This is a genomic window from Streptococcus sp. OMI750 (genome assembly GCF_047463895.1).
GTDB lineage: Bacteria > Bacillota > Bacilli > Lactobacillales > Streptococcaceae > Streptococcus.
The window spans coordinates 438,521-460,663 of the sequence record NZ_JASHCZ010000001.1 but is presented as its reverse complement, the minus strand read 5'-3'; the positions used below and the strand labels follow the sequence as shown (position 1 = coordinate 460,663).

The window sequence follows — 22,143 nt, the reverse complement described above, 5'->3', positions numbered from 1 at the left end:
ATTGAAACCTAAATAATACTAAAACGAAAAGACAAGGATAAAAAACCTTGTCTTTTTTTTAATACTAACAACTTAGACTAACAATGGGACTTTTTTCATAATTTAGCACCTTTTTAGTAACCTGTTCAAGATACGGATGTATAGTCCAGATAAAGACAATTCAAATTAGATTACGTCTATCTATTTACTTACCTTTTATTTGCTTTAATTCCTTTATCTCTTTTAGAATACTAAAAATATAGAAACTAAATAGAACTACACCTAAAACAGATAAAACAAAGAAACCAAACGGAAGTTTTCTTCCCATACCAGCTACTACTCCAAGGGATAAAATACCGCTAGCCATTATGGAAATTATAAGGATAAACCACAAGTAAATCATGTAAAACTTATAAAGATAACAAAAGGACTTATTTTTTTGTTTAGGCTTATCCTTCCATTTTAAATAAAAGAAATAAGGTGTATTAATAATTAAAATAAATAAAAATCTCATCTCTAGCACAACTTTTTACTTTCTATTTTGGATTTCCCACAAGATCTCCCAACTTCCAAATACCAAGCCAAAAAGAAATTGTTAGAATAATAAAGAATGTAAGGAACATATTATCGACTAGATTTTTACTCATCAAGCATAGTTCTCTAGCTATATAAGGAGACACAGGAAACAAAATGCACTGTATTATAGTAATTATTTTTTTCATGATTCATTAATAATACTGTCACATATGATACAGTATACTCCTTTCTAGGAAGATTTCTTTTTATCCCTATCTTTATTATAGGCCTAGAGCAATTTAGATTCAATTTTATATATGTGAAAGTAGTTTCAGAATTTGAACTTTAAATTTTTTATTATACATTGATTATCATTGAAAATAATGTACAAATTAATTTCTCAGATTAGAGGATATTATGTACTAGAAAACATACAAAATACCACTCCAGAATAATGTACAAAACAAAAATAAAGTACACTCCTTAAAGAATGTACTTTATGCTTCTAATTCAGTTGTATCAATTGTTTAGCTCATGTTAAGTCAATTGTACATAAACTTTTAGTTTTAGTTCGCTGACGTCCGTCCTCACCTAAGGAAAGTCTAGAAAGAGGAATTTTTTCTACTCAATTAGAAAATTGTTCTTCGTCATAAATTCATGTCCCCTGCCGGAATCGAACCAGCAACTACTCCTTAGGAGGGAGTTGTTATATCCATTGAACTAAGGGGACAGATAAAAAAAGAAGCGAGATCACTCCCGCCTCCTTGTTCGTCTTAACGACGGATTTCTTTAATACGAGCTGCTTTACCTTGCAATGCACGAAGGTAGTACAATTTCGCACGACGTACTTTACCGTAACGTACAACTTCAATCTTGTCTACACGTGGAGTGTGTACTGGGAATGTACGTTCAACACCGACACCGTTAGAGATTTTACGAACAGTATACATTTCAGTGTGTCCTTGACCTTTACGAGCGATAACAACGCCTTCAAAGATCTGGATACGTTCACGAGATCCTTCGACAACTTTCGCGTGTACACGAACAGTGTCACCAGGACGGAATGCAGGGATATCAGTACGAAGTTGACCTTCAGTCAAGCTTTGGATTAATGGATTCATTTTATTCTCCTATCTTCGTCAATCTTGAGGGACTTCCCTCAGCGGATAAACTGTATTTTTGTGCTTCCATTACGCACAAAAACTATCATATCAGATATTCTAAGGTTTGTAAAGCTCTTTTCTCTACTTTTTTGCAACTTTTTGACCGGAATAAATGCTCCACTCTTTTGGTAGGCAATAGGCGATGGCGCAGGCGATCACAAAGAAAGGAAGGTTGGCATAGCCAAAGACTTCTCCTCCAATCAAGATCGGTGCGAGCAAGGTCGTTGTCGCACTGCCAAAGACACTGGCATAACCGATAGCGGCCACAACTAAGACGGGTAAGCCCAGCAGAGGAGCGAGAAAGACGCCAAGTGTAGCTCCGATCGCAAAGAGCGGTGTCACTTCTCCTCCTTGGTATCCAGCCGAAATGGTCACCACGGTAAAGAGGAGCTTGAGGATCCAGTCATAACTCTGTGCACTTCCTTGATGAAATGCCATATCAATCAGATTGGTTCCGAGTCCGCTATAAGAGCCGACCTTGGTCAGCTGGAGGGTCAAGAGGACCAAGCTGAGTCCAGCCCCAATGACCGCGATTCGAATATACGGATTAGGCAGTACTTTCGCGACTGTTTTTTTCAACCAAGAAAGGCTAACTGCAAAGAGCTTCCCAGCGAGGCCAAACGCCAAGCCAAGAAGGGCGGCTTTGATCAAGGTCTCTGGTGTCCAGCTCAGCGTTTCCTTAAGTGGCACAGCAAATTTCTCCAAGCCAAGAGCATGAGAGGTAAAGCTCGCCACGATCGAGGCGATGAGGGCTGGATAGAGGGCAATCAACTGCAACTCCCCAACTGTCAAGACTTCAAGGGCAAAGAAGGTTGCTGCCAGTGGCGTCTGAAAGAGCCCCGCAAAACCAGCGGCCATTCCCGTCATGAGAAAGATACGCGAAGCATCCGGAAACTGGAAATAACGGGCAAAACGATGCGAAAGGGTTGCTCCGATCTGGACCGCTACGCCTTCCCGACCAACCGAACCACCGAAGAGGTGGCTCATCCAGGTCGTCAGCATGATCAAAGGCACCAAGACCAAGGGGATTTCCTCCTCACGCGCATGCCCGACATCAAAGATCAATCCCATCCCTTTTGAAGCCTTCCCACCAAAACGTTTATAAAGATAAACGATGACAAGACCCGCTATGGCTAGAAAAAGAATCAAAGGCCAGTGCTGGCTTCGGAAATCTCCGATCAGGAGCAATCCTTGACCAAAAATCATATCAATAGCACCTACCAAGAGACCAATGAAAAGCGCCATCCCTGTTAGGACCACATACTGCTGTGCTTTTTGCTTGATGGACAGACTAGTCACGCGCCCTCACCTCCTCTTGGTAGTTTCTAGAACGCGCCATTAAATCTTGAAACTGGCTTTGAATAGTTGTGCGATACTGCTCATCCATCACAAGAGAGCCGACTTTCTCTAGCACCTCTCTTTCCCTTCCTTGATCGAGCACAGGTAGGCCCTGCTGCTCCTTGTATTCTATAATCTGACCGACACAAACCATCCGTTTTTCCAACAAGGCTACAAGCTCTTGATCAATCTGGTCAATGTCCTTACGAATCTGATCTAAATCCATGTGTCTCCTCTTTATTTTGGATATAAATCGAGGCTGTAATCCATCGATCCAGCCTCTTTGTCATTAATTTGCTTTTGCTACGAGTTCTTCTGCAAAGGCCTCTAATTTTTCGATGTCTTCGTCTTCTGCAGACAAATCAACTTTAACACAGTCAGAGCCTTTTTCAGCACCAGTCGCAGCGAAGCAACGGTCGAAATCATCAACTGCTTTACAGAATTCATCGTAGAAGGTATCACCTGATCCTACAACACCGTAAAGTTTGCCTTTAAGATCAAGGCCAGCCAAATCTTCGTAGAAATCTTGGATCTCATCTGGAAGCTCTCCATCGCCGTAGGTATAAGTCGCTACCACCGCGATATCTGCTTCAAGGAAGTCCTCCGCATCCACAGTTGTACACTCATCCACATCTACTTCGACACCAAGATCACGGAATTTATCCGCTACGATATCGGCGATTTCTTCAGTATTTCCAGTCATACTAGCAAAAACAATTTTCGCTACAGTCATAATTTCCTCCCAAAATCTATTTTCCGTATTATACCACTTTTTCAAGCATTTTGCACGAAACCTTTCCCGAGAAGATGAAAGTCATGGCTTGTTCATAGAAAAAGGTCCGATGGAACCTAATCACCCTCGTTTTCTTCTATTGATAGGTTTCTTCTATCCATCCCTTCCTTCCGCTTCGTGTTCCTCTTCAATATCTTTGATCAGCTGGATTTGCTCGTCTAATTTCTTGTCAAATTCGGTTTTGTTTTTGAATGGATATGAATAAGTACGCCATGTGTACCATTTGAGGCCTTCTTTATCCTTATAATACCACTCAATTTTAGTGGGCAAGAATTCTTTGTTGTATGTGATTCGGATTTTGGAGAATTGACTTTCCTTTTGATATTTGTATAAAAGCTCAAATTCTGGTGGATATTCTTCTTTGAGCAATTTTTTATCGATCAAAGATTCTGGTGAGCGCGTGATTTTGTAGTTGGAATCCCGAATTTCCTTTCTTGAGAATTTCCCCTTTAAGAGTGCCGATGAAAGTTGATTTTTAACCACATCTTCATAGATTCTCGAGGCACTATCATCGCTATAGCTTCCATATTTTTCACTTCCCCTAACAGCTGTATTAAAAGGAATATATAGATTCTTTGCTTCTAGATCGATACCTGTACCAAAATCATCTCCCCTTATTTTCGTCCATTCCGGGTTTTGCACAAATATAAATCGTTGTTCCTGCAAAATAGCATAAGCATCCTTTGATAGTTTTTGAACATGGTTGACTATTTGGATACTAAAAACAGCAGCTATTATTATACCTACCACGATTAAGAGAAGATGGTTCTTCGATAGAGATTTTAACTTTAATAAATTTTTTAATACTTTCATATCACTCTATATCCTAATCTCCTTCTTTCTCACTTTCAATTTCTTTAATCAACTGGATTTGCTCGTCTAATTTCTTATCGAAGTCAGATTTGTTTTTAAATGGGTAAGAGTAAGTGCGAATCGTATTCCAACTCATTTCACCATTTTTTTCATAATATCCTTCCAGTTTTATGGGGAGAAACTCTTTGTTATAGGTAACACGAACTTTACTCATCTTATCGTGCACATAATAATTTTCTATATACCCTTTCTTTAAATCAGAAAGATAATTTTGATTGATAAATTTACTTGCTTTAAATTCCAACGTATACTGATGATTCAAAATATCCCTTTTTGCAATTGGAATATTCATAATACCATATGTTACCATGTCCTCCAATTTACTTTTATACAGAACAGTTGGCGTGTATACGCTATTCACATAAATCTTTCCATTTTTTATAGCATTAGTAGAACAATAAAACTCATGAGTTTTCAAGTTAAAACTAACCTCATCTTCGGGATATCTACTATCCTGAACTGTAACAAATTGACGGGCTTGCATTCTTTCATAGCTCGTTTGTTTTCTATCCATATCCACGTTTGAAATCACGAAAAACCCTACGATACACATGAAAAGTATGCTAATCGATAAAATACTTACAACTCTTATTTTTTCCCACATTTACTATTTAACCTTTTTTGATCCTTAACCATCCTCTTCTTCCACCTCGTGTTCCTTTTCAATGTCTTTGATCCTCTGGATTTCTTCATCAAGTTTTTTATTAAATTCAGATTCAGTATTATAGGGATAAGAAAAACGACTCCAGGTATACCACTTAAGCCCCTCATCACCTTTAAAATACCATTCAAGCTTGACTGGCAAGTAATCCTGATTATAAGTAATCCGCACTTTGGAAAATTGGTCAGTTTTATCTAAAACTCTAGCCTCAAATTCAGGTGTCTTTTCCTCTTTCACTCGTGATTTAGTAATTAGAGATTTCGGATCTCGCTCAATGATATAGTTTGATTTCTCGATCTCATCTTTTGAAACCTTTAAATTCAGAATTGCGGAGGTAACTTCCTCATAAAGAATACCGTTATAACTATCAGACGAAGAAACGGACGCATATTCTCCAAATTTTTTCCCATTTTTAACTGCTGCTTGAGTAGAATTATAATAATTCTTATTTTTCAGATCAATTCCAATTTCAAAGTTATGATTATATTGATCTTTGTCAATGGAATCAGCAACTACAATAAACCTTTGTTGTTCTAATATTGACTTTGAATCTTTAGTGGTCTTTAGCATATTGTTTACTATGGATATACTTAGAATAACCGTTATTATTAGACTTAGCACTATCAGCAAAATTCTTAAATTTATTATACTCTTCCACTTTTTCTTCTTCTGACATATCTTTTGTATTTCGTTGCCATGCTTCATAATCCTCATGTCCTTCTCCTTTTACAATATCCGAAAATTGACCAACATGTCCAGTATTTTCATCCTTTTTGCCCAAATCTTTTTCATAACGGAATAACTCTTTAGCTTTAACTCGGGTAGCTGGCTCTGGTGCATTCATATCCAGCATATCGTGTTTACCTACATAAATCCCTTCAACATCTGTATTTTGACCTATTGAGGGACCATAATTAAAGGATTCCGTATTGGCAATTTCTCTTAATTCATCTTCAGAATATTCGCTTGGATCGGAGTTATAGCGACCATTTGGAAGTTTGTGCTTGTCATAAGCATCCCATTGGGTATCAAACTCGCCGGTATCCAAATTTACAATAAACTCCACCATCCGCGCGTTGTTCAAATCTTTTCCTTTAGCTGAATTGCCCTGAGGGACTTGAACCTTCATATTATATGGACGTTGGAAACCATCTTTTGGATTAAAGCGGTTATGGAAGTTAGAGCCAGTTGTGTAATCAAATTCAATATTGTTTTCTTTGCCATATGCTAACAGTTTTTCGTAATCATTTGCTCCTTCGTAATGACTGCGAATATAGTAAATCGCTTGACGATCCAGATAATAGCGGAAGAAATGGACTTGTTGCCGCAGTTTAAGTTCTTTTTTACTAAATTTCGCACGTTCTTCAGGAGTAAGGTTATCATCACTCAATGGATCAAGATGGTAATCTCCGAATGCCTTTACCACATCCCGCCTAAAATACATGTTGAAATCACCGTGTGGTGGTAGGTTATCTGAAATCTTATGCGTTTTGCTTGTCAAATGCATAAACTGATTTTCATCCGTTTCTGCCCCCAATTGCTTAAGGACAAGTTCTACTTTCGCTTTTGAATCTAGTTTGCTATCCGCATACATAATTGTATAAACATCAGAGCCAATTTCTTTCGTCTGTGCAAACAATTCATCTCTTTTAGCAATTAACCCACTACCTGTATGGATATCAGAAGACCCTTCTTTAACTTGATGGACATAGCTATCCACCGCAGCTTGATCCCATCCATCTACTTCTTTTAGTTGATTGTTTTGGTCGCGTAGGCCAGTGATGTACTCATTATATTCTTTCCAGGTTATATTCTGAGGTCTTTCAATCTCATATTTCTTAGCAAAAGCTCTATTCTCAACGTTCTCTTTTACATCAGTAATCCAAGATAGATCTGTTGGAACAGTATAAGTACTAGTATTTGGATCCCAGGCTAGATTAATTTGACTGATGCCTGTTTGAATAGCATTGCTTAAAACATCTATATCACCAAATATTTCAGGAGAACTTGTATTAAATGCTCTTAGTTTATTTAATTTTTCTTGTAGTTCATTTCTAGCAGATTGAAAAATACTATCTAATATATTTAATCTTTGAATCCTCTGTAATCTCTGTATTCGTTGGAAATCACCAGCACTCGTAGATTGACTATCCCCTATTTCATTAAGCTCTCTTTGAATTTCAGACATCATTTGATCATAACGTTCAATATCAGCAACCAACTTATCTTCCTTTAAGTCCTCATCAGCCACCTCTGTGCGATAGGATGTTGGAAGTTTCTTGACACTCTCTTGTGTAGCTTCTGCTAAAGCTATTCCTGCCTCTTTCAATGGCTGGACAACACTCGTAATAAAAGTACGGAAAGAATCGTATGCTGTCCCAGATAAAAGAGAGGCAGAGTTTTCTATCTGTGATAGTGATTTTCCAAGAGCCTCATAGGCTTTCAATTGCTGCTCAACCATCGTCCCTGTGCTAGTAGCTTGACTATACAAACTACCTCGATAAACTTCGATTCCCATTGTCACTCTCCTGTTCTAAATATATTTTTTTTCGTTCATGATAAATATCATTTAAATCATCTTCAATTTTTCTTTTTTGACGGTCTAATTCTTCTAATTCTTCCAAATAACTATTTGACATTTTGCGGGATTCATGAAGAACTTCCTCTTGTAGTTGATCAAAGAGATTTCTAGAGGAAGGATAGGATTCAAATGAATTCCATAATAATCGGTGCGCTTCAAAACTATAGCCCTCAAAGCGATTCATCTCATCTTCCAAGCTTCTTTTTTCTTTTAGAATAGCCCTTTCTTTTTGATAAAGAAAGTCTTCTTTTCTTATTAATTCTGATAGTTGTTGATCGTGATTCATTATCCTGCTCTCTCAACTTAGTAAATACGAGCAGAATTTGCTTCATCAACAATTGTAAATCCAGTTGCAACACTTTGAAGATTGGTCCCAATCGCCTCAATCGCTGCTGCAATTTCTCCTGCTTTGGTGCTAGCAGTATCAATGGCTTGAAGGGCTGCATCATTTCCAGCAAGAATCGTTTTCTCATCTTTTGTAGCTGCTGCAACTCCCGAAAGTGTATCCCCACTTGCTGTTAATGTAGCCGCTAACTCTTGTGCTGTCTCAGCATTACTTTTAATTTCAATCATCCTAGTCCCTCCCATACTAAATCTATTCATCCATTCTACCAAAATAATGAAGTTCTGTAAAACCGCTTCCACTGCCCCTACATAGTGATAAACGCTTGCTGGATGGGCCTTTCTTATGTTAAAATTGACTAAGAAAACGAGGTATTGTATGAACGTAATGAAAGACATTCTTGAAAAGATTCAAGCTTATGACACGATTATTATCCACCGTCACCAGAATCCGGATCCGGATGCGATTGGTAGCCAAGTGGGCTTGCGGGATCTCCTGCGTGCGCACTTCCCTCAAAAGCGGGTATTGGCAACTGGCTATGATGAGCCGACCTTGACTTGGCTTGCTGAAATGGATGAGGTCAAGGACGAGGATTTTGAGGGAGCTTTGGTGATTGTCTGTGATACGGCCAATACTCCCCGCATCGATGACAAGCGCTATACGACCGGGGATTTCCTGATCAAGATCGACCACCATCCAAATGACGATGCATATGGTGATCTGCTCTGGGTTGAAACAGACTCAAGCTCTACCAGTGAGCTGATTGCACTTTTTGCTAAGGAATTAGATCTCGAACTTCCCGTTAGTGCTGCGCGTCTCCTCTATGCTGGGATTGTCGGCGATACGGGTCGCTTCCTTTATCCTGCTACTTCGACTCGGACCTTTGAGATCGCTGCCTACCTTCGAAGCATTCCTTTTGATTTTACAGCCCTTGCTCGTCAAATGGATACGATCAATCTTAAAACCGCTAAACTGCAAGGCTATGTCTATGACCACCTTGAGATCGATGAGCATGGCGCTGCGCGTGTGACCCTGACACAAGAGCTCTTGAAGAAATTTGATCTACGTGATTCTGAGACTGCTGCAATTGTCGGAGCTCCTGGACGCATCGATACCGTATCTGTTTGGGCTATCTTTGTTGAGCAACCCGACGGTCACTTCCGTGTCCGGATGCGCAGCAAACGAAAAGTGATTAACGAAATTGCTAAACGCCATAACGGTGGTGGCCATCCACTAGCGAGTGGGGCGAACTCTTACTCTCTTGAAGAGAATGACCAAATCTACCAAGAACTACAAGAAGTGGCTCGTACGAACGAAGGCTGAGAACGATTTCTCAGCCTTTTTATCGCTTTTGTGGGGTTTTCAATTCAAGAACCTTATGGTAAAATAAATCTATTAAAATTTTTAAGGAGTCTTTTTATGGAAAAAAATCGTTTGTTTATCGTTATCTCTTCTGCAGCGGCGATTCTTGGATCATTCTTACCTTGGGGTACCTATTCGATGGGAATAATTGGATCAGGTAGTTTTAGTGGTCTTGAAGTACATTCTTGGATTGTTATCATTCTTGCAATTGGCTCCATCATTCTTGCTTGCTTGAACAACGTAAACACACCAATGTCTAAAGATTTCGCAATGGGTGTTATTGTAGCGGGAGCTTTCTCAACTATCTTTACACTATATCGCACTATTAATTTTGGTAATGTTACTATAAGAATTGGTGATTATGGCTTTTCAATCGGATTTGGTTTGATCCTCACTTTAATCGCAAGCATCGCTATTGTTGTGACTGGTCTCTTGGCGATGTCAGGTGGTAAAATCACTAAAGGAACATTCGAAGAACTTGCTGAATCAGGTAAAGGATTTGCTCAATCAGTAGGACGCGTCACATCTTCTACTGTAAAAACTGCTGTAAATGAGATTAAAAAAGAGTCTCACGAACATACAGAAGGACAAGCTGAGCAAGCAGCTCAAGCACCAAAAGATCCTAATCAATCCGAACAATAAGAAGATCGTCATCACCTTGGCTTAGCCAGGGTGATTTTTTAATGATTAATTTAAATAAAATTAGTGAAAATACTTGTCAAGATCCTAGAAATTTGGTACACTAGCTAGGTAACAATCTATGGCTCGGAAAGAGACCATGGCAGAAAGGAAATATTGCAAAATGAAAAAAGATATCCATCCAGAATATCGCCCTGTTGTCTTCATGGACACTACTACTGGTTACAAGTTCCTTAGTGGTTCAACTAAGTACTCTAGCGAGACTGTTGAATTCGAAGGTGAAACTTACCCATTGATCCGTGTTGAAATTTCATCAGACTCACACCCATTCTACACTGGACGTCAAAAGTTCACTCAAGCAGATGGACGTGTGGATCGTTTCAACAAAAAATACGGTCTCAAATAAGAACCAACACAGAACCACTTCCCTTTTGGGAGTGGTTTTTTTGAGTTCTTCCTTTCTTATGTTACAATAGAAAAATGCATTATATCACAGAAACATTGGGGACTTATCTTTCCTTAAAACCCTACCACCATTATTCTTCTATTCCGTTGGTTCGTTTTGAGAAGGAAACAGCGGATACTTTCATTCTCCTCTTTAAAAGAGAGATGCAACTGTTTGTGATTGATCTAGAACAAGATTCTGGGCAGAGCCTTTTATTTGCCCATGCCAGTCTCATCGACCGTCAGGAGCTCTTAGAGGGCATCGCTGCTGTCCCTCTTGAAGCTCTGCATACTCTCTACGTTTTGGCTTTTCCTCGAGAACTGTACGAATTTTCTGAGGAAGCGAGGTTAAAAAACATCGTTGCTCTCTATCAGGCTCACGAGGACGTCCTCCATTTTTTAAAAACAACGCGAAATATTGGAGACCAAGTCACAGCTTATGAACTCGAATGGAAAAGAACAGCAAAAGGCCTGGCAGACTTTGATCCTTTTCGTTATACGAGCCGTTCTGAGGTGGGAACTCCTGATGCTCTATCGGTTGTCTCCAGTAAAGACTATGACTTCATTCCCGATTTTCATCCCTTCTTATATAGTAAACGTGGGGGCAAGGTCTTCAGCATCCCAGCTGACTATCTGGATCCTAAAACTAGACAAAGGGCCAACCTTGAGATCATGGGTTGGTACTTGCGAGATCAGCAGCTAAAACTTCGATGGAAACCCAAACACACGCGCAAGAGACGCTGGCGTTCTTCGCAACTCTCTATCGACATTGTCAGCAAGCACTACTTCTTTCAAGGAGAAATCTATAAAGGGACCAGTGCTCCTGTCTTTCTGGATCAGTTGGAATTTAAGGTCCCACAAGGATACCAAGCTGACCTAGAAAAAGCCTACCAAGAGTTTCTAAGCATGGTAGAGGAACGAAAACGCAAAGCCCTTCTTCGAAAGGTGGCGCTTGGAAAGTAAAAAGGCTAAGGGGTCCCCTAGCCTTTTTCTGCTATTCTTCATTTTCTCTGATTTTCTTGATGATGCTTCCCATTGGAACACCACCATCTTTATAGTTTCTATAATATCGGCCAGCTCCATCTCCAATATAGCTGATCGGTGAGAAAGTATCGCTCTTGAAGGTTCCGTCTTCATCGATCAAGTCTTCTTCTACTTCACGACGGGTTACACGAGCGATAATATTGGTCAATGCTCCACATTCTACAAATTCAACAACTTGGCATTCAATGGAAACTGGACAAGCCGTTACCATTGGAGCGTCTACTGTTTCCCCAATTGTATAGTCTAGACCTGTAAGAGCAAACTTGTCCTTGCGGCTATTGAAACCAGCTATTTCAACCTCTGTTAAGAGCTCCTCTGTAGGGATATTCACGGTGAACGATCCGTGTTTTTTAATTTCTGTGACGGCATTTCCTTTGGTTCTCATAGCGACCACCATCATACTACCGAGAGTATAGGCTGAACTAGAGGTCGAAATATTATATCCATGCGCATCATCCTTGTATCCTAAGAAAAATACAGGAAATCCAAAATATAATTTACGTGTTTCAAATGTTTGTTTCACACTTTTCTCCTTTTTATTGCTTCTTGTTCCCTTGGAAGTTCAGGTCGCTTCCGCTAGATCCTGAATTTCACGGGTAAATTGGCCATTTTCTAAGATCAGGATGCGATCACAAATGGCCCGGCACAATTGCTCATCGTGAGCGATGAAGATAAAGGTATTCTGATACTTACCATGAATCTTATAAAGCAATTGTAAAATCTGTACCTGGGTTTTGGGATCCAAACCACTGAGAGATTCATCAAAAATAATGACATCTGGGTTTAGGAGCAAGGTTCTGGCAATGCAAACTCTTTGCAACTGGCCACCACTTAATTCTCTTGCTCTTTTTTCTAGTACTTCTGATGGTAAACCTACCTCTTTTAAAACAGTGTCGACCTGGTCCATCGGAAAATCTTTGGAAAGAGCTTCTAGCAAGATTTCTTTCACAGTAAATCGTGGATTGACTGCGTGAAAGGAATCTTGGAAAACGACTAAGATGCGAACGCCATCCTCTTTGATGGAATAGGTTTTGCCATCTAAGAGAACCTGTCCTTGAGTTGGCTTTTCAATTCCTAAGATGACTCTTGCCAGCGTGGACTTGCCACTCCCACTTTCTCCCATAATTCCGACAATTTCACCTTTTTTGATGGATAGATTGCAATGGTCTAATACAGTTTTACCTTGATAGTTGACCGTAATATCTTTACATTCCAGCATTATTTCTGATCACCTGCTTCAAATCTTGTTCTAAGAATAATTCCTTGGTATAGCTTTCTTTTGGAGCTGTCAAAAGATCCTCGGTTTTTCCAAATTCAACGACTTTTCCCTTCTCCAAGACCAACATATTGCCCCCGAGTTCCCTCGCCAAATAATAGTCATGGGTAACGGTAATAACCGTCTTATGCTGAACCAGTAGGTCTTTGATCAAGCTTAGGATCATCTCACGGTTCACACGATCGACCGCTGAGGTTGGTTCGTCCAGTATAATCGTTTCTGGATCTAGACATAAGATAATGCCTAACATAATCCGTTGGAGCATGCCTCCACTTAGTTCAAAGGAGTATTGCTGGAGAACCGATTCTGGATTTGCGATTCGAACCTTTTCTAGAACGTCAAGAGCTTTCTTGCGGCATTCACTTTTGGAGAGAGTTGAATGACTTTTTATAGTCTCATAGAAATGCGTCCAAATCGTTTGAAAGGGATTAAACATGGACATGGGATTTTGAACCAAGTAGGCGATCTTCTGCCCTCTAAAGGCGTTCCAGTCTTTGTCTGAAAAAGAATCTAGATGGAGATCCCCATAATGAATCGATCCGGTCTGTTTCATGTTCCGAGGAATAATCCCTATTAAAGCCTTCGTTAAGAGCGTTTTTCCAGATCCACTTTCTCCCACCACTAGCAGGGATTGGCCTAAGGGATGGGTGAAGGAAACCCGATCCAGACGAGACTCCTCCTGATCGACAAGAGAAAGATCTTTAATGATGAATGATTCCATTCTTCTCTCCTTTCTCTTCAATATATTCACCAAATAGGTTAAAGGAAATAACGGTTAAAAAGATAGCTAAGCCTGGTGCAATCATCATCCAAGGCGCCACTCGGAAGTAAGCCCGCGCATCATGCAACATTAAGCCCCACTCCGAAACATTGGGTTGGACTCCAATTCCTAAGAAAGAAAAACCAGAAATCATCAGAATGATATTCCCGATGTTCATGAGAAGAATCACCAGTACTGGTTTGTAGATAAAAGGCAAAATATGGTTTTTGAGGATATGAAAGGACCCCATTCCCATGATCTGGGAACTGATCACATAGGGCTCTTGTTTGGTAGAAATGACCAGATTTGTCACAATTCTTGCATAGTAGATCCATTCGATAATGACTATGGCAATGATCATATTGCTCATCCCTTGTCCCAAGATGCCAACAGTAGCTAGGGAGAGAAGAAAACTTGGAAAAGCCATCAAGACATTGGTAAACCAAAGAAAGGCTCCTTCCATTTTCCCCTGATACCAACCTACAACCAAGCCTACGATAAACCCGGTCACGACTTCCAAAATACTAATCGCGACGGCTAAGAATAAGGAATAGCGTGCCCCGTATAAGAGTCTCGAGAAAACATCCCTTCCCAATTGATCTGTTCCTAAAAGATGTTGGGAACTCGGACTTAGGAGTTTATTGGAAACATCCACATACTGGGGATCATAAGGCGCTATAAAGGATGCAAACAAAGCAAGGAAAACCAAGAGACCTAATATGAAAATGGAAAACATCACACTTTTTTTCATGATTCATTTCCTCTCTTCCTTACTCGTGGATCAATCCAGTGGTTGACAGCTTGTGTCATGCCATTGTTCAATAAAAATAGCAAGCCAAATAACATCATACATCCCTGAATTAAGGGAGTATCGATCGATCGAATCGCCTCTACAAACAAACTGCCTAATCCATTCCAGGAGAAGACTTCTTCAACAATCAAGGAACCCGTCATCAAATAGACAAAGGTTAGGCTTAAACCAGTCGCAATAGATGGCAAAGCATTCCGAAGAACATGATTGGGTAAAAGATAGCGTAGTTTAACCCCTCTCATGCGCGCATTTTCAACATGTGGACTCTCCAACTGGGTCGATACAGCCTTTCTCACCAAGGCAATATATTGGCCAATCAGCGAAAAGCTTAAGGTGATGCTTGGTAAGACGATACTGAGAGTTTCATTTTTACCAGATACAGGCAATAAGCCTAATTTCACAGAAAAAATAAAAATCAACATGTAACCCAACCAGAAGGCAGGCATGGATACCGAGCTAAAGCCAAGGAAGCGCACGCATTTGTCAAAGAAGGAATTGGTCTTCAAGCCACTGATAACCCCAATTGGAATAGAGACAACAATAATGAGGATAAAAGAAGTGACTCCTAAATAAAAAGTAGACAGGAAACGGCTAGCAATTAAACTGACAACTGATTCCTTCAGTAAATAAGACGTTCCAAAGTCCAAGTGAAGAACCTTTATCAACCAAGAAAGATACTGTTCAATCCAGGATTTATCCAAGCCCAAATAGGTTCTAGCATTTTCAAGAGCCGCTGGAGTTATCGGCAAATGCCGGATTCGAAGATAGTTCTCTGCTGGATCCTGCGACGTAAATTTGGTCAGGATAAAGGTGATAATGGAGATAACAAGTAAACCACTTATAAAACTCAGAATTTTTTTAAAAATAGCTTTCATATCATATAATAGTTAGATCCTAAAAACAATGTGAGCCGGTTTAAAAGATCCTCAGAGATCCTTTAAACCGGGAATCCTCTAACAAAATGAAAGGATGTTCACTTTGAGCGAGGCCACATTGTTTCCTTCATCAAGATCTTGTCCTTATTTGTTCACTTTTTCAATGTAGCGAACTGGAAGGGCATTTTCTTCTGGAGCGAAACGAACATTTTTCAACTCACCTGTACGATAAACAGAGATAACTGATTGATAAGTCAATGGGATATAAACCGCTTCATCATGGAGCAAGGTCAAGGCCTTCTTATAGCCTGCATCTACTTTTTCTTCGTCAGCTTCTGTCAAGGTTTGTTTAATGGTTTCATCCAATTCCTTCTTGATTGGAAGAGCTTCAAGGGAAACATTTTCTGGGTGACCATGAGCAGACTCAGCTGTCAAAGCTGTCATCCATGCGTGAGGATCCCATGGTGCTCCCCAAGAGAAGGTGAGCATCATATCAAAGTTTCCTGTTTTTGCATTTTCCCAATAATCGTCTTCTTCCATAGCAGTCAATTTGACTTCGACACCAATTTTTTTCAATTCGCCTTGGAAATATTCAGCTAGGTCTTTATCCGTTGCTTTTGTAGAAATGTAAGGGAAATTCAATTCCATCTTCTTGCCATCTTTGGCACGAATTCCATCAGAACCTTTCTTCCAACCAGCAGCATCCAACATTTGTTCTGCTTCTTTGTTATCAAATTTATATGGTGTTATGCCAGCATCTGAGTGAGGAGTTGATTTAGAGAAGATGGTGTCGGCAGGAGTTTCTGCCCCCATGAACAATTTCTCTGCGATTTCTTTTTTATTAACCGCGTGGTTGATCGCCTTGCGAACATTCTTATCTTGGAAGACTTCTTGTTTGGCATTTAAGAGCAACAAGCGAGAGGACATCGGCTGAGAAACATCCGTTGTATATTTCTTATCCTTTTTGTATTGAGCAAAGGTATCTAAGCCAATCACACCATTTCCATAAAGCAAATCTACTTTACCAGATTCGAATTCTAGGGCACGCGTTTGAGCATCAGGAATAATCTTGATGGTAACTTCTTTTAGTTTTGGTTTTTCACCCCAGTAGTTTTCGTTCCGTGCAAAAGTGATGTATTCGTTGGATTTCTTTTCTTTGACCACCCATTGACCGGTACCGATAGAAGATTTAATTTTATTTTTAGTTGTATCGTCACCATCTGGGAAGCTGGCATCTGCTAAGAAACGAATTGGACGAATCATAGATAGATCATAAAGTGTGGCACTGTATGGTTCTTTAAGGGTAATTTCAAAGGTATGATCATCAACAACTTTGTAACTATCCAAAACATTGGTAAAGTTAAACCATTCATGATTTCCTCTGTTTTCTTTTGAGAAGATCGTATCGAAATTCCGCTTCACATTGGCTGCGTTGAAATCAGAGCCATCTGAGAATTTCGCTTTTCTCAAATTGAAGGTATAGGTTTTCCCATCTTCACTTACTTTCCAGCTCTCAGCTAAGGCTGGCTCAATTTTTCCATTGTCTCCGTAACGAACAAGACCTTCATAAACCAAATCTTGAATAACAAATTGATCTGGATTATATACGTGAGGATTGACATCTCCGAAGTCTTCTCCCCAAGCAAGCGTGATTTTATCTTTTTCACCACTACTGTCTGCAGACTTGCCATTCTGCTGGCAGGCAGCTAAACACAAAACTGCTAAACTAGTAACAGCTAATTTCCAAAATTTCTTCATTATAAAAACCTCATGATTGATTATTTTTATTAACACTAGTATGTAAGGCATCTCCAAATTTTGTAATCAATAAAATGACCCCGATTAAGAAGATGCAAGGAAAAGCGACGATCCAGGGAGCCTCCTGGATATAGGTGCGACCATCATTCATCATGGCTCCCCATTCTGGAGACGGTGCTTGCGCGCCTAGTCCAACAAAACTGAGGCCGGCAATCTCCATGATGATCGTTGAAACATTAAAGATCATGGTGGTGACAATTTGTGGAAATAGACTAGGAACATAGTAATGTTTGATGGTCTTCCAAAAACTATTTCCATACATTTTTGCTGACTGAATATAGAATTCATTTTTTAAACGCAAGGTCAGCGACCGCGTGATATAGGCATACTTGGTCCAAGCCGTTAAGCCAATGGCTATGACCGTTTGTTGCAAGCCCACTCCTAACAGGCTCACAATAGCAATCACTAAGACGATGGATGGCAAGGACTGAAAAGCCGTAATGAACAAGAAAATAGCACGATCCAACTTCCCGCCTATCAAGGCACTGGTCACCCCAATCAAGGAACCAACAAGGGTAACCAAGAGGAGGATCCCGACTGCAGGTACAATGGTTTGTACTCCACCACTCAGAGTTCGAGCAAATACAGAGCGGCCCACGGCATCTGTACCAAACCATTCTTGACTATTGGGTGCTTGGAGGGCATTTTCTAAATGGACCTTAGTGATGCTGTCTCCTAAAAAGAAGGGAGACAGACAAGAAACCACTAGAACCAAGAGAAGGCAGCCAGCCAAGAGATAGAGGTTGCGGTGACTAACTTTTTTCATCACTTAGCCCCTCCATTTCCTTTAGGAATGACCTCTTTTTTAAAAAGAAAGAAGGGGGTTGGTTGCGATAGACGGGCCTTCGGATTTAGCCATGTGATCAAGGCTTGGGTGGTAAAATTGACAAGCAATACCCCAAGTGTAATCACCAGAACAGCACCTTGGACCAGAGGATAATCCCGATTGACCACAACTGCAATCAGCATTTTTCCAATTCCTGGCCAAGAGAATAAATACTCTATGATAGCAACACCTCCTAACAGAGAACCCAGTGACAAACTCACCAATGTCAACAAAAAGGGAAGGGTATTATACAAGACATCCTTATATAGAATGCGACCTTCCGGTATGCCACGTCCTCTGGCACCTTCTACTGCTGGTGACTGCAGCTCATCTATGATAGCCGTTCTTAATTGAGGAATATAGCGCGTAGACATGGTCAGGGCCATGGTAGAAATCGGTAAAATTAAGCCCCATTCATTTGCGGTTGACTGAATAGGAAACCAGCCAAGCTTGACCGAAAAGACAAGCATTAAGAGAATTCCAATGACAAAACTAGGAATGGCATTTAAAAATGCGCAAACCGTCATTATACATCGATCCAGTCGACTACCGATATGATAGGCTGCATATATCGCGAGAGGAAGGGAAATGGCAAGCGTTGCTAACAAGATATAGATCCCTAGATAGATCGTATTTGGAAAGTAAAAGACCAATTGATCCCAAACTGGGGCTCCTGTACGATAGCTGATCCCGAAATTCCCTTGGAGGATGTTTCCTAACCATCTCAGATATTGCAAAATAAAACTATCATTTAAGCCCATCTCAGCCCTTTTTATCTCTAGTAGTTCTTTGGTATAAGGAATTCCTTGCGCATTTAGGATACTTTCTGCAGGATCCCCTTTTGCCAAATAAACGAGTAAAAATGAAAGAAAGCTGACACAGAGCAGAATCAAAACCATTTGAAACAGTAATTTGATGAAATATCTTATCATGGCTCCCTTCCTTCTTCCTGATATGGTTTCATCAACATTTTGGTGTAGTCCGATTGAGGATTTCGCAAAACGTCTGACATCACCCCTTTCTCTTGAATTTTTCCATCTTTTAGTACCATGATTTCATCACAAAATTGGCTGACTAGAGCAATATCGTGTGAAATAAAGAGAAAAGATGTTTGGGAGCTATTCTGAATCTCTTGTAGAAGGTCCATCACTCCCTCTTGGACAGTCACGTCTAAGGCACTGGTGATCTCATCACAAATCAATAAGTCAGGCTGGACCAAGAGAGCTCTGGCTATAGCCATCCGTTGACATTCTCCGCCACTTAATTGGTGGGGAAACTGCTGCGCCAGATCCGGATGCAAGCCAACCCTTTCCAAGAGTTGGTGAATCTGCTCTTCCATCTCCTTCTTAGTCTTACAAATCTTAAAATTCTGACAAACTTCTTCTAAACTTGCTTGTAAGGTCCTTTTGGGATGAAAGGCTTCTTGGGGCTGTTGAGAAATGTATTGCACTCTTTTGTAAAACTCAAAGTCTGTATAAGTCGTCAGCGATTGTCCCAAGAACTGAATATTTCCCTCTTGCACATTCAGGAGTCGACTCAGAATTTTGGCAATGGTGCTTTTACCCGAACCGGATTCTCCAACCAAACCAAGCCGATGTCCTTTTTCTAGCGTAAAGGAGACATCAAAAACACCAGCCTGATGATGAAGCAGATCATTATAATGATGAGTGAGATCTTTACATTCGAGTAAATTGGTCATTTGGTAACTCCTGCTACAATTTTAATTTTGGAATAGCCCTTAGTAACTTCTGGGTGTAGGGATGTTGCGGATTTTGGAAAATATGGTCGCGACTTCCTTCTTCCACAATCTTCCCCTCCTTCATAACCAAGATCCTATCTGCCAACTTTTTGGCGACACTCATATCATGAGTGACAAATAAGAGGCTAGATTCTTCGGTCCTTAGCAATTCAATCAAGGTTTGAATAAACGATTCCTTGGAGAGAACATCAAGGGCACTGGTCGGCTCATCTGCCAAGAGCAATTTAGGATGACTGGCTAAGGCCAAAGCAATGGCCACTCGTTGCATCATACCTCCACTAAGTTCAAAAGGGTACTTTGATGGAACCTGTGCTGGATCTAAGCCAACCATCTGGAGGCATTCCTCTAACGTTCTCATCTTTTCTACTTGAGAGCCATGACTCTTGACGAGATCCTCGTAATGGTGCTTGATTTTACGGTTGTTGTTAAAACCGAGACTGGACTGTTGGGTAATCCAGGCCAGTTCTGTCCCCACAAAGGGGTAAGAAACCCGCTTCTTTTGTGGGCTGATGGCCTGATCCCTATAAGAAATCCTGCCTTGGGTAAAGACTAAGTCATTCAAGGGAAGACCCAAAAGCAGCTTTAAAACCGTTGTTTTGCCACTTCCGCTTTCTCCGACGATTCCGACTGCTTCACCTGCCGAAACGGTTAGAGAAAGTTGATCTAAAATAACCTTTGACGGGGAAGAAACCGTGACATTCGTCAGTTGCAACATAGCTTTACTCCTTCGAGAGTTTGTTGGTTACATGATAATAATCTGTTGGATGGGATTCCAAATGAGAAATAGATTTGTCCATGACGATGGCAACTTTATAAAATCCAATGATCGTATACCCATGATCCTTATCCATAAGGGCTTGAATGTCCTTGCTCAATTGGATCCGTTTTTTCTGATCGGTCTCAGTTGCTAGGGCTTCGATCTTCTGATCAGCTTCTGCATTGCTATAATGACCGATATTTCCTACTCCCCCAGTTTTGACAGCTGAGTTAAAGTAAGCATATGGATCGCCAATCGGAGCAGCTACGACGGCATAAGGCGTGAAGGCGTAATCTATCTCCTTTGCGACAGCACTCACTTCCACCTTACGAATCTTCGCTTCAATTCCAACCTCTTTTAATTGTTGTTGAGAGGCTTCAACGGCTAAGGGCATTTCTGGTAAACGAGTAAAGGAGAGCAATTCAATCGTGACTTTCTTTCCATCTTTTTCACGGTAGCCATCTCCATCGGTATCCTTATAGCCGGCCTCATCCAACAATTTCTTAGCTTTTTCTACATTAAACTCATGAACACTTTTATCTAAGGCAAAATCGGAGCTAGAAGGGAGCGGTCCAGTAGCTGGAACAGCCGCACCTTTAAAGAGGGATTCTGTGAAAGTTTTCTTGTCGACCAAGGTATCCAAAGCTTGACGGAACTGATCATCAGCTACATAGGGATTTTCAAAGTTGTAGACATAGCTTAAGTAACGGCCACCTTCTTTTTCAGAAATTTTATACTGGCTGTCCTTCTTATAGCTTGCTAAATTAGCATATGGGAGCCCATAAACAGCATCGACTTCTTTGGATTGAAGGGCAGCAGAAATAGCTGTCGGATCAGAGAAATATTTAATCTGAACCTGTGCCACCTTCGCTTTACCACCCCAATAGTTTTCATAGGCCTCTAAAGTAGCTCCTGTTTCTGGAGTATAGGTCTTGATAAGAAACGGACCTGTCCCTACTGGAGATTTGTCAGAGGCAGCCTTCCCATCTACGTCTACAATAACAGAATAAGGCTCTGCTAATAGATTCTTCATGATCGGCTGTTCTATTTTTGTTTTAATGGTGACGGTTTGACCATCTGAATGAATGCTCTCAATTCCAAGGTCATCCGCTGCACGTTTACTCTTTTCAATGAGTCGTTTTAGAGAGGCCTCTACCTTCGCACCTGTCATTTTTTCCCCATTTTGGAAAGTGACATCATTGCGAAGGGTAATTTTCCACTCCAATTGAGAGGGTTGTTCGATTTTTTCAGCTAGCCAAGGTTGTGGTTCTAACTGATCATCCATTTTAAATAAAGTTTCACCAACTCCGTAACGAACAGTAAACCAGCCATTGTACTCATCTGCCGGATCAATATTGGTAGGAAACTGGGTGTACCCAATGGTGACTGTTTGAGCTTTTTTTGCTTCCTCAGGTGAGGAAGGTTGATTCGTTTTTGCACAACCAAGAAGAGCGACGCTCACTAAAGCTGTTCCTAAAAATAATTTCCATTTTTTCATTTGTATCTTCATCCTGTTAATATAGTT

At 40.4% G+C, this 22,143-nt stretch carries 26 protein-coding genes and 1 tRNA gene; 4 read left to right on the top strand and 23 right to left on the bottom strand.

Annotated elements, in window-relative coordinates:
- Window positions 1-184: 184 nt before the first annotated feature.
- The 12 genes from QM830_RS02450 to QM830_RS02395 all read right to left on the bottom strand — a co-directional run bounded on the left by QM830_RS02450 (window position 185) and on the right by QM830_RS02395 (window position 8,477).
- The gene (locus QM830_RS02450; RefSeq protein WP_009730915.1) at window positions 185-493 is read right to left on the bottom strand and encodes a hypothetical protein; all 309 of its coding nucleotides are present in this window, start codon (window positions 491-493) and stop codon (window positions 185-187) included.
- A 660-nt stretch (window positions 494-1,153) separates the two neighbouring features.
- Window positions 1,154-1,225: transfer RNA gene (locus QM830_RS02445), tRNA-Arg, on the bottom strand.
- Window positions 1,226-1,268: 43 nt separating this feature from the next.
- On the bottom strand, window positions 1,269-1,616 hold the full coding sequence (gene rplS / locus QM830_RS02440; protein ID WP_021153086.1) for a 50S ribosomal protein L19: 348 nt from the start codon (window positions 1,614-1,616) through the stop codon (window positions 1,269-1,271).
- 123 nt (window positions 1,617-1,739) lie between these two features.
- Window positions 1,740-2,903, bottom strand: a complete 1,164-nt coding sequence (locus QM830_RS02435) for a chloride channel protein (RefSeq protein WP_414325781.1) — start codon at window positions 2,901-2,903, stop codon at window positions 1,740-1,742.
- 46 nt (window positions 2,904-2,949) lie between these two features.
- Window positions 2,950-3,222: a chorismate mutase gene (locus QM830_RS02430; protein ID WP_414325471.1), complete on the bottom strand. Its 273-nt coding sequence runs from the start codon at window positions 3,220-3,222 to the stop codon at window positions 2,950-2,952.
- Window positions 3,223-3,285: 63 nt separating this feature from the next.
- Entirely contained in the window at window positions 3,286-3,729 is a 444-nt protein-coding gene (locus QM830_RS02425; protein WP_414325469.1) for a flavodoxin, read from the bottom strand.
- 153 nt (window positions 3,730-3,882) lie between these two features.
- Window positions 3,883-4,602, bottom strand: coding sequence for a hypothetical protein (locus tag QM830_RS02420; protein WP_009730911.1), 720 nt, complete (start codon window positions 4,600-4,602; stop codon window positions 3,883-3,885).
- A gap of 13 nt (window positions 4,603-4,615) precedes the next feature.
- Complete coding sequence (locus QM830_RS02415; protein WP_414325467.1) at window positions 4,616-5,194, bottom strand: hypothetical protein; 579 nt, start codon at window positions 5,192-5,194, stop codon at window positions 4,616-4,618.
- Between the two features lie 96 nt (window positions 5,195-5,290).
- Window positions 5,291-5,893 (bottom strand): hypothetical protein, encoded by a 603-nt coding sequence (locus QM830_RS02410; RefSeq protein WP_414325465.1) that lies wholly within the window; start codon window positions 5,891-5,893, stop codon window positions 5,291-5,293.
- Window positions 5,877-7,841 (bottom strand): DUF3114 domain-containing protein, encoded by a 1,965-nt coding sequence (locus QM830_RS02405; protein WP_414325463.1) that lies wholly within the window; start codon window positions 7,839-7,841, stop codon window positions 5,877-5,879. The genes QM830_RS02410 and QM830_RS02405 overlap by 17 nt, the downstream gene beginning before the upstream one ends.
- Complete coding sequence (locus QM830_RS02400) at window positions 7,816-8,190, bottom strand: DUF3958 family protein (RefSeq protein WP_009730906.1); 375 nt, start codon at window positions 8,188-8,190, stop codon at window positions 7,816-7,818. Before QM830_RS02400 ends, QM830_RS02405 begins: the two co-directional genes overlap by 26 nt.
- A gap of 17 nt (window positions 8,191-8,207) precedes the next feature.
- A complete protein-coding gene (locus tag QM830_RS02395; protein ID WP_414325462.1) occupies window positions 8,208-8,477 on the bottom strand; it encodes a TIGR04197 family type VII secretion effector in 270 nt (89 codons plus the stop codon).
- 148 nt (window positions 8,478-8,625) lie between these two features.
- Between QM830_RS02395 and QM830_RS02390 the strand changes: the two genes are divergently transcribed.
- The 4 genes from QM830_RS02390 (at window position 8,626) to QM830_RS02375 (ending at window position 11,655) form a co-directional block, all read left to right on the top strand.
- Window positions 8,626-9,570 (top strand): DHH family phosphoesterase, encoded by a 945-nt coding sequence (locus QM830_RS02390; protein WP_414325460.1) that lies wholly within the window; start codon window positions 8,626-8,628, stop codon window positions 9,568-9,570.
- A 96-nt stretch (window positions 9,571-9,666) separates the two neighbouring features.
- Window positions 9,667-10,251, top strand: a complete 585-nt coding sequence (locus QM830_RS02385) for a lantibiotic ABC transporter permease (RefSeq protein ID WP_414325458.1) — start codon at window positions 9,667-9,669, stop codon at window positions 10,249-10,251.
- 160 nt (window positions 10,252-10,411) lie between these two features.
- A complete protein-coding gene (locus tag QM830_RS02380) occupies window positions 10,412-10,654 on the top strand; it encodes a type B 50S ribosomal protein L31 (RefSeq protein WP_003016441.1) in 243 nt (80 codons plus the stop codon).
- A 74-nt stretch (window positions 10,655-10,728) separates the two neighbouring features.
- Window positions 10,729-11,655, top strand: coding sequence for a hypothetical protein (locus QM830_RS02375; protein ID WP_414325455.1), 927 nt, complete (start codon window positions 10,729-10,731; stop codon window positions 11,653-11,655).
- 31 nt (window positions 11,656-11,686) lie between these two features.
- Here the strand turns inward: QM830_RS02375 and QM830_RS02370 are convergent, their stop codons facing one another.
- From QM830_RS02370 to QM830_RS02320, 11 genes are all read right to left on the bottom strand, one after another.
- A complete protein-coding gene (locus QM830_RS02370) occupies window positions 11,687-12,259 on the bottom strand; it encodes a flavin reductase family protein (protein ID WP_049515092.1) in 573 nt (190 codons plus the stop codon).
- 39 nt (window positions 12,260-12,298) lie between these two features.
- A complete protein-coding gene (locus QM830_RS02365) occupies window positions 12,299-12,955 on the bottom strand; it encodes an ABC transporter ATP-binding protein (protein ID WP_009730900.1) in 657 nt (218 codons plus the stop codon).
- Window positions 12,942-13,733 (bottom strand): ABC transporter ATP-binding protein, encoded by a 792-nt coding sequence (locus QM830_RS02360; RefSeq protein WP_009730899.1) that lies wholly within the window; start codon window positions 13,731-13,733, stop codon window positions 12,942-12,944. The genes QM830_RS02365 and QM830_RS02360 overlap by 14 nt, the downstream gene beginning before the upstream one ends.
- A complete protein-coding gene (locus QM830_RS02355; RefSeq protein WP_009730898.1) occupies window positions 13,714-14,523 on the bottom strand; it encodes an ABC transporter permease in 810 nt (269 codons plus the stop codon). Before QM830_RS02355 ends, QM830_RS02360 begins: the two co-directional genes overlap by 20 nt.
- Entirely contained in the window at window positions 14,520-15,458 is a 939-nt protein-coding gene (locus QM830_RS02350; RefSeq protein WP_009730897.1) for an ABC transporter permease, read from the bottom strand. Before QM830_RS02350 ends, QM830_RS02355 begins: the two co-directional genes overlap by 4 nt.
- A gap of 144 nt (window positions 15,459-15,602) precedes the next feature.
- A complete protein-coding gene (nikA, locus tag QM830_RS02345) occupies window positions 15,603-17,216 on the bottom strand; it encodes a nickel ABC transporter substrate-binding protein (protein ID WP_009730896.1) in 1,614 nt (537 codons plus the stop codon).
- A gap of 10 nt (window positions 17,217-17,226) precedes the next feature.
- Complete coding sequence (locus QM830_RS02340) at window positions 17,227-18,042, bottom strand: ABC transporter permease (RefSeq protein ID WP_009730895.1); 816 nt, start codon at window positions 18,040-18,042, stop codon at window positions 17,227-17,229.
- Entirely contained in the window at window positions 18,042-19,034 is a 993-nt protein-coding gene (locus QM830_RS02335) for an ABC transporter permease (protein ID WP_009730894.1), read from the bottom strand. The genes QM830_RS02340 and QM830_RS02335 overlap by 1 nt, the downstream gene beginning before the upstream one ends.
- Window positions 19,031-19,801, bottom strand: a complete 771-nt coding sequence (locus QM830_RS02330) for an ABC transporter ATP-binding protein (protein WP_414325452.1) — start codon at window positions 19,799-19,801, stop codon at window positions 19,031-19,033. The genes QM830_RS02335 and QM830_RS02330 overlap by 4 nt, the downstream gene beginning before the upstream one ends.
- Before the next feature lie 13 nt (window positions 19,802-19,814).
- Entirely contained in the window at window positions 19,815-20,576 is a 762-nt protein-coding gene (locus tag QM830_RS02325; protein ID WP_414325450.1) for an oligopeptide/dipeptide ABC transporter ATP-binding protein, read from the bottom strand.
- A 4-nt stretch (window positions 20,577-20,580) separates the two neighbouring features.
- A complete protein-coding gene (locus tag QM830_RS02320) occupies window positions 20,581-22,116 on the bottom strand; it encodes an ABC transporter substrate-binding protein (RefSeq protein WP_195347873.1) in 1,536 nt (511 codons plus the stop codon).
- Between the last annotated feature and the right edge of the window lie 27 nt (window positions 22,117-22,143).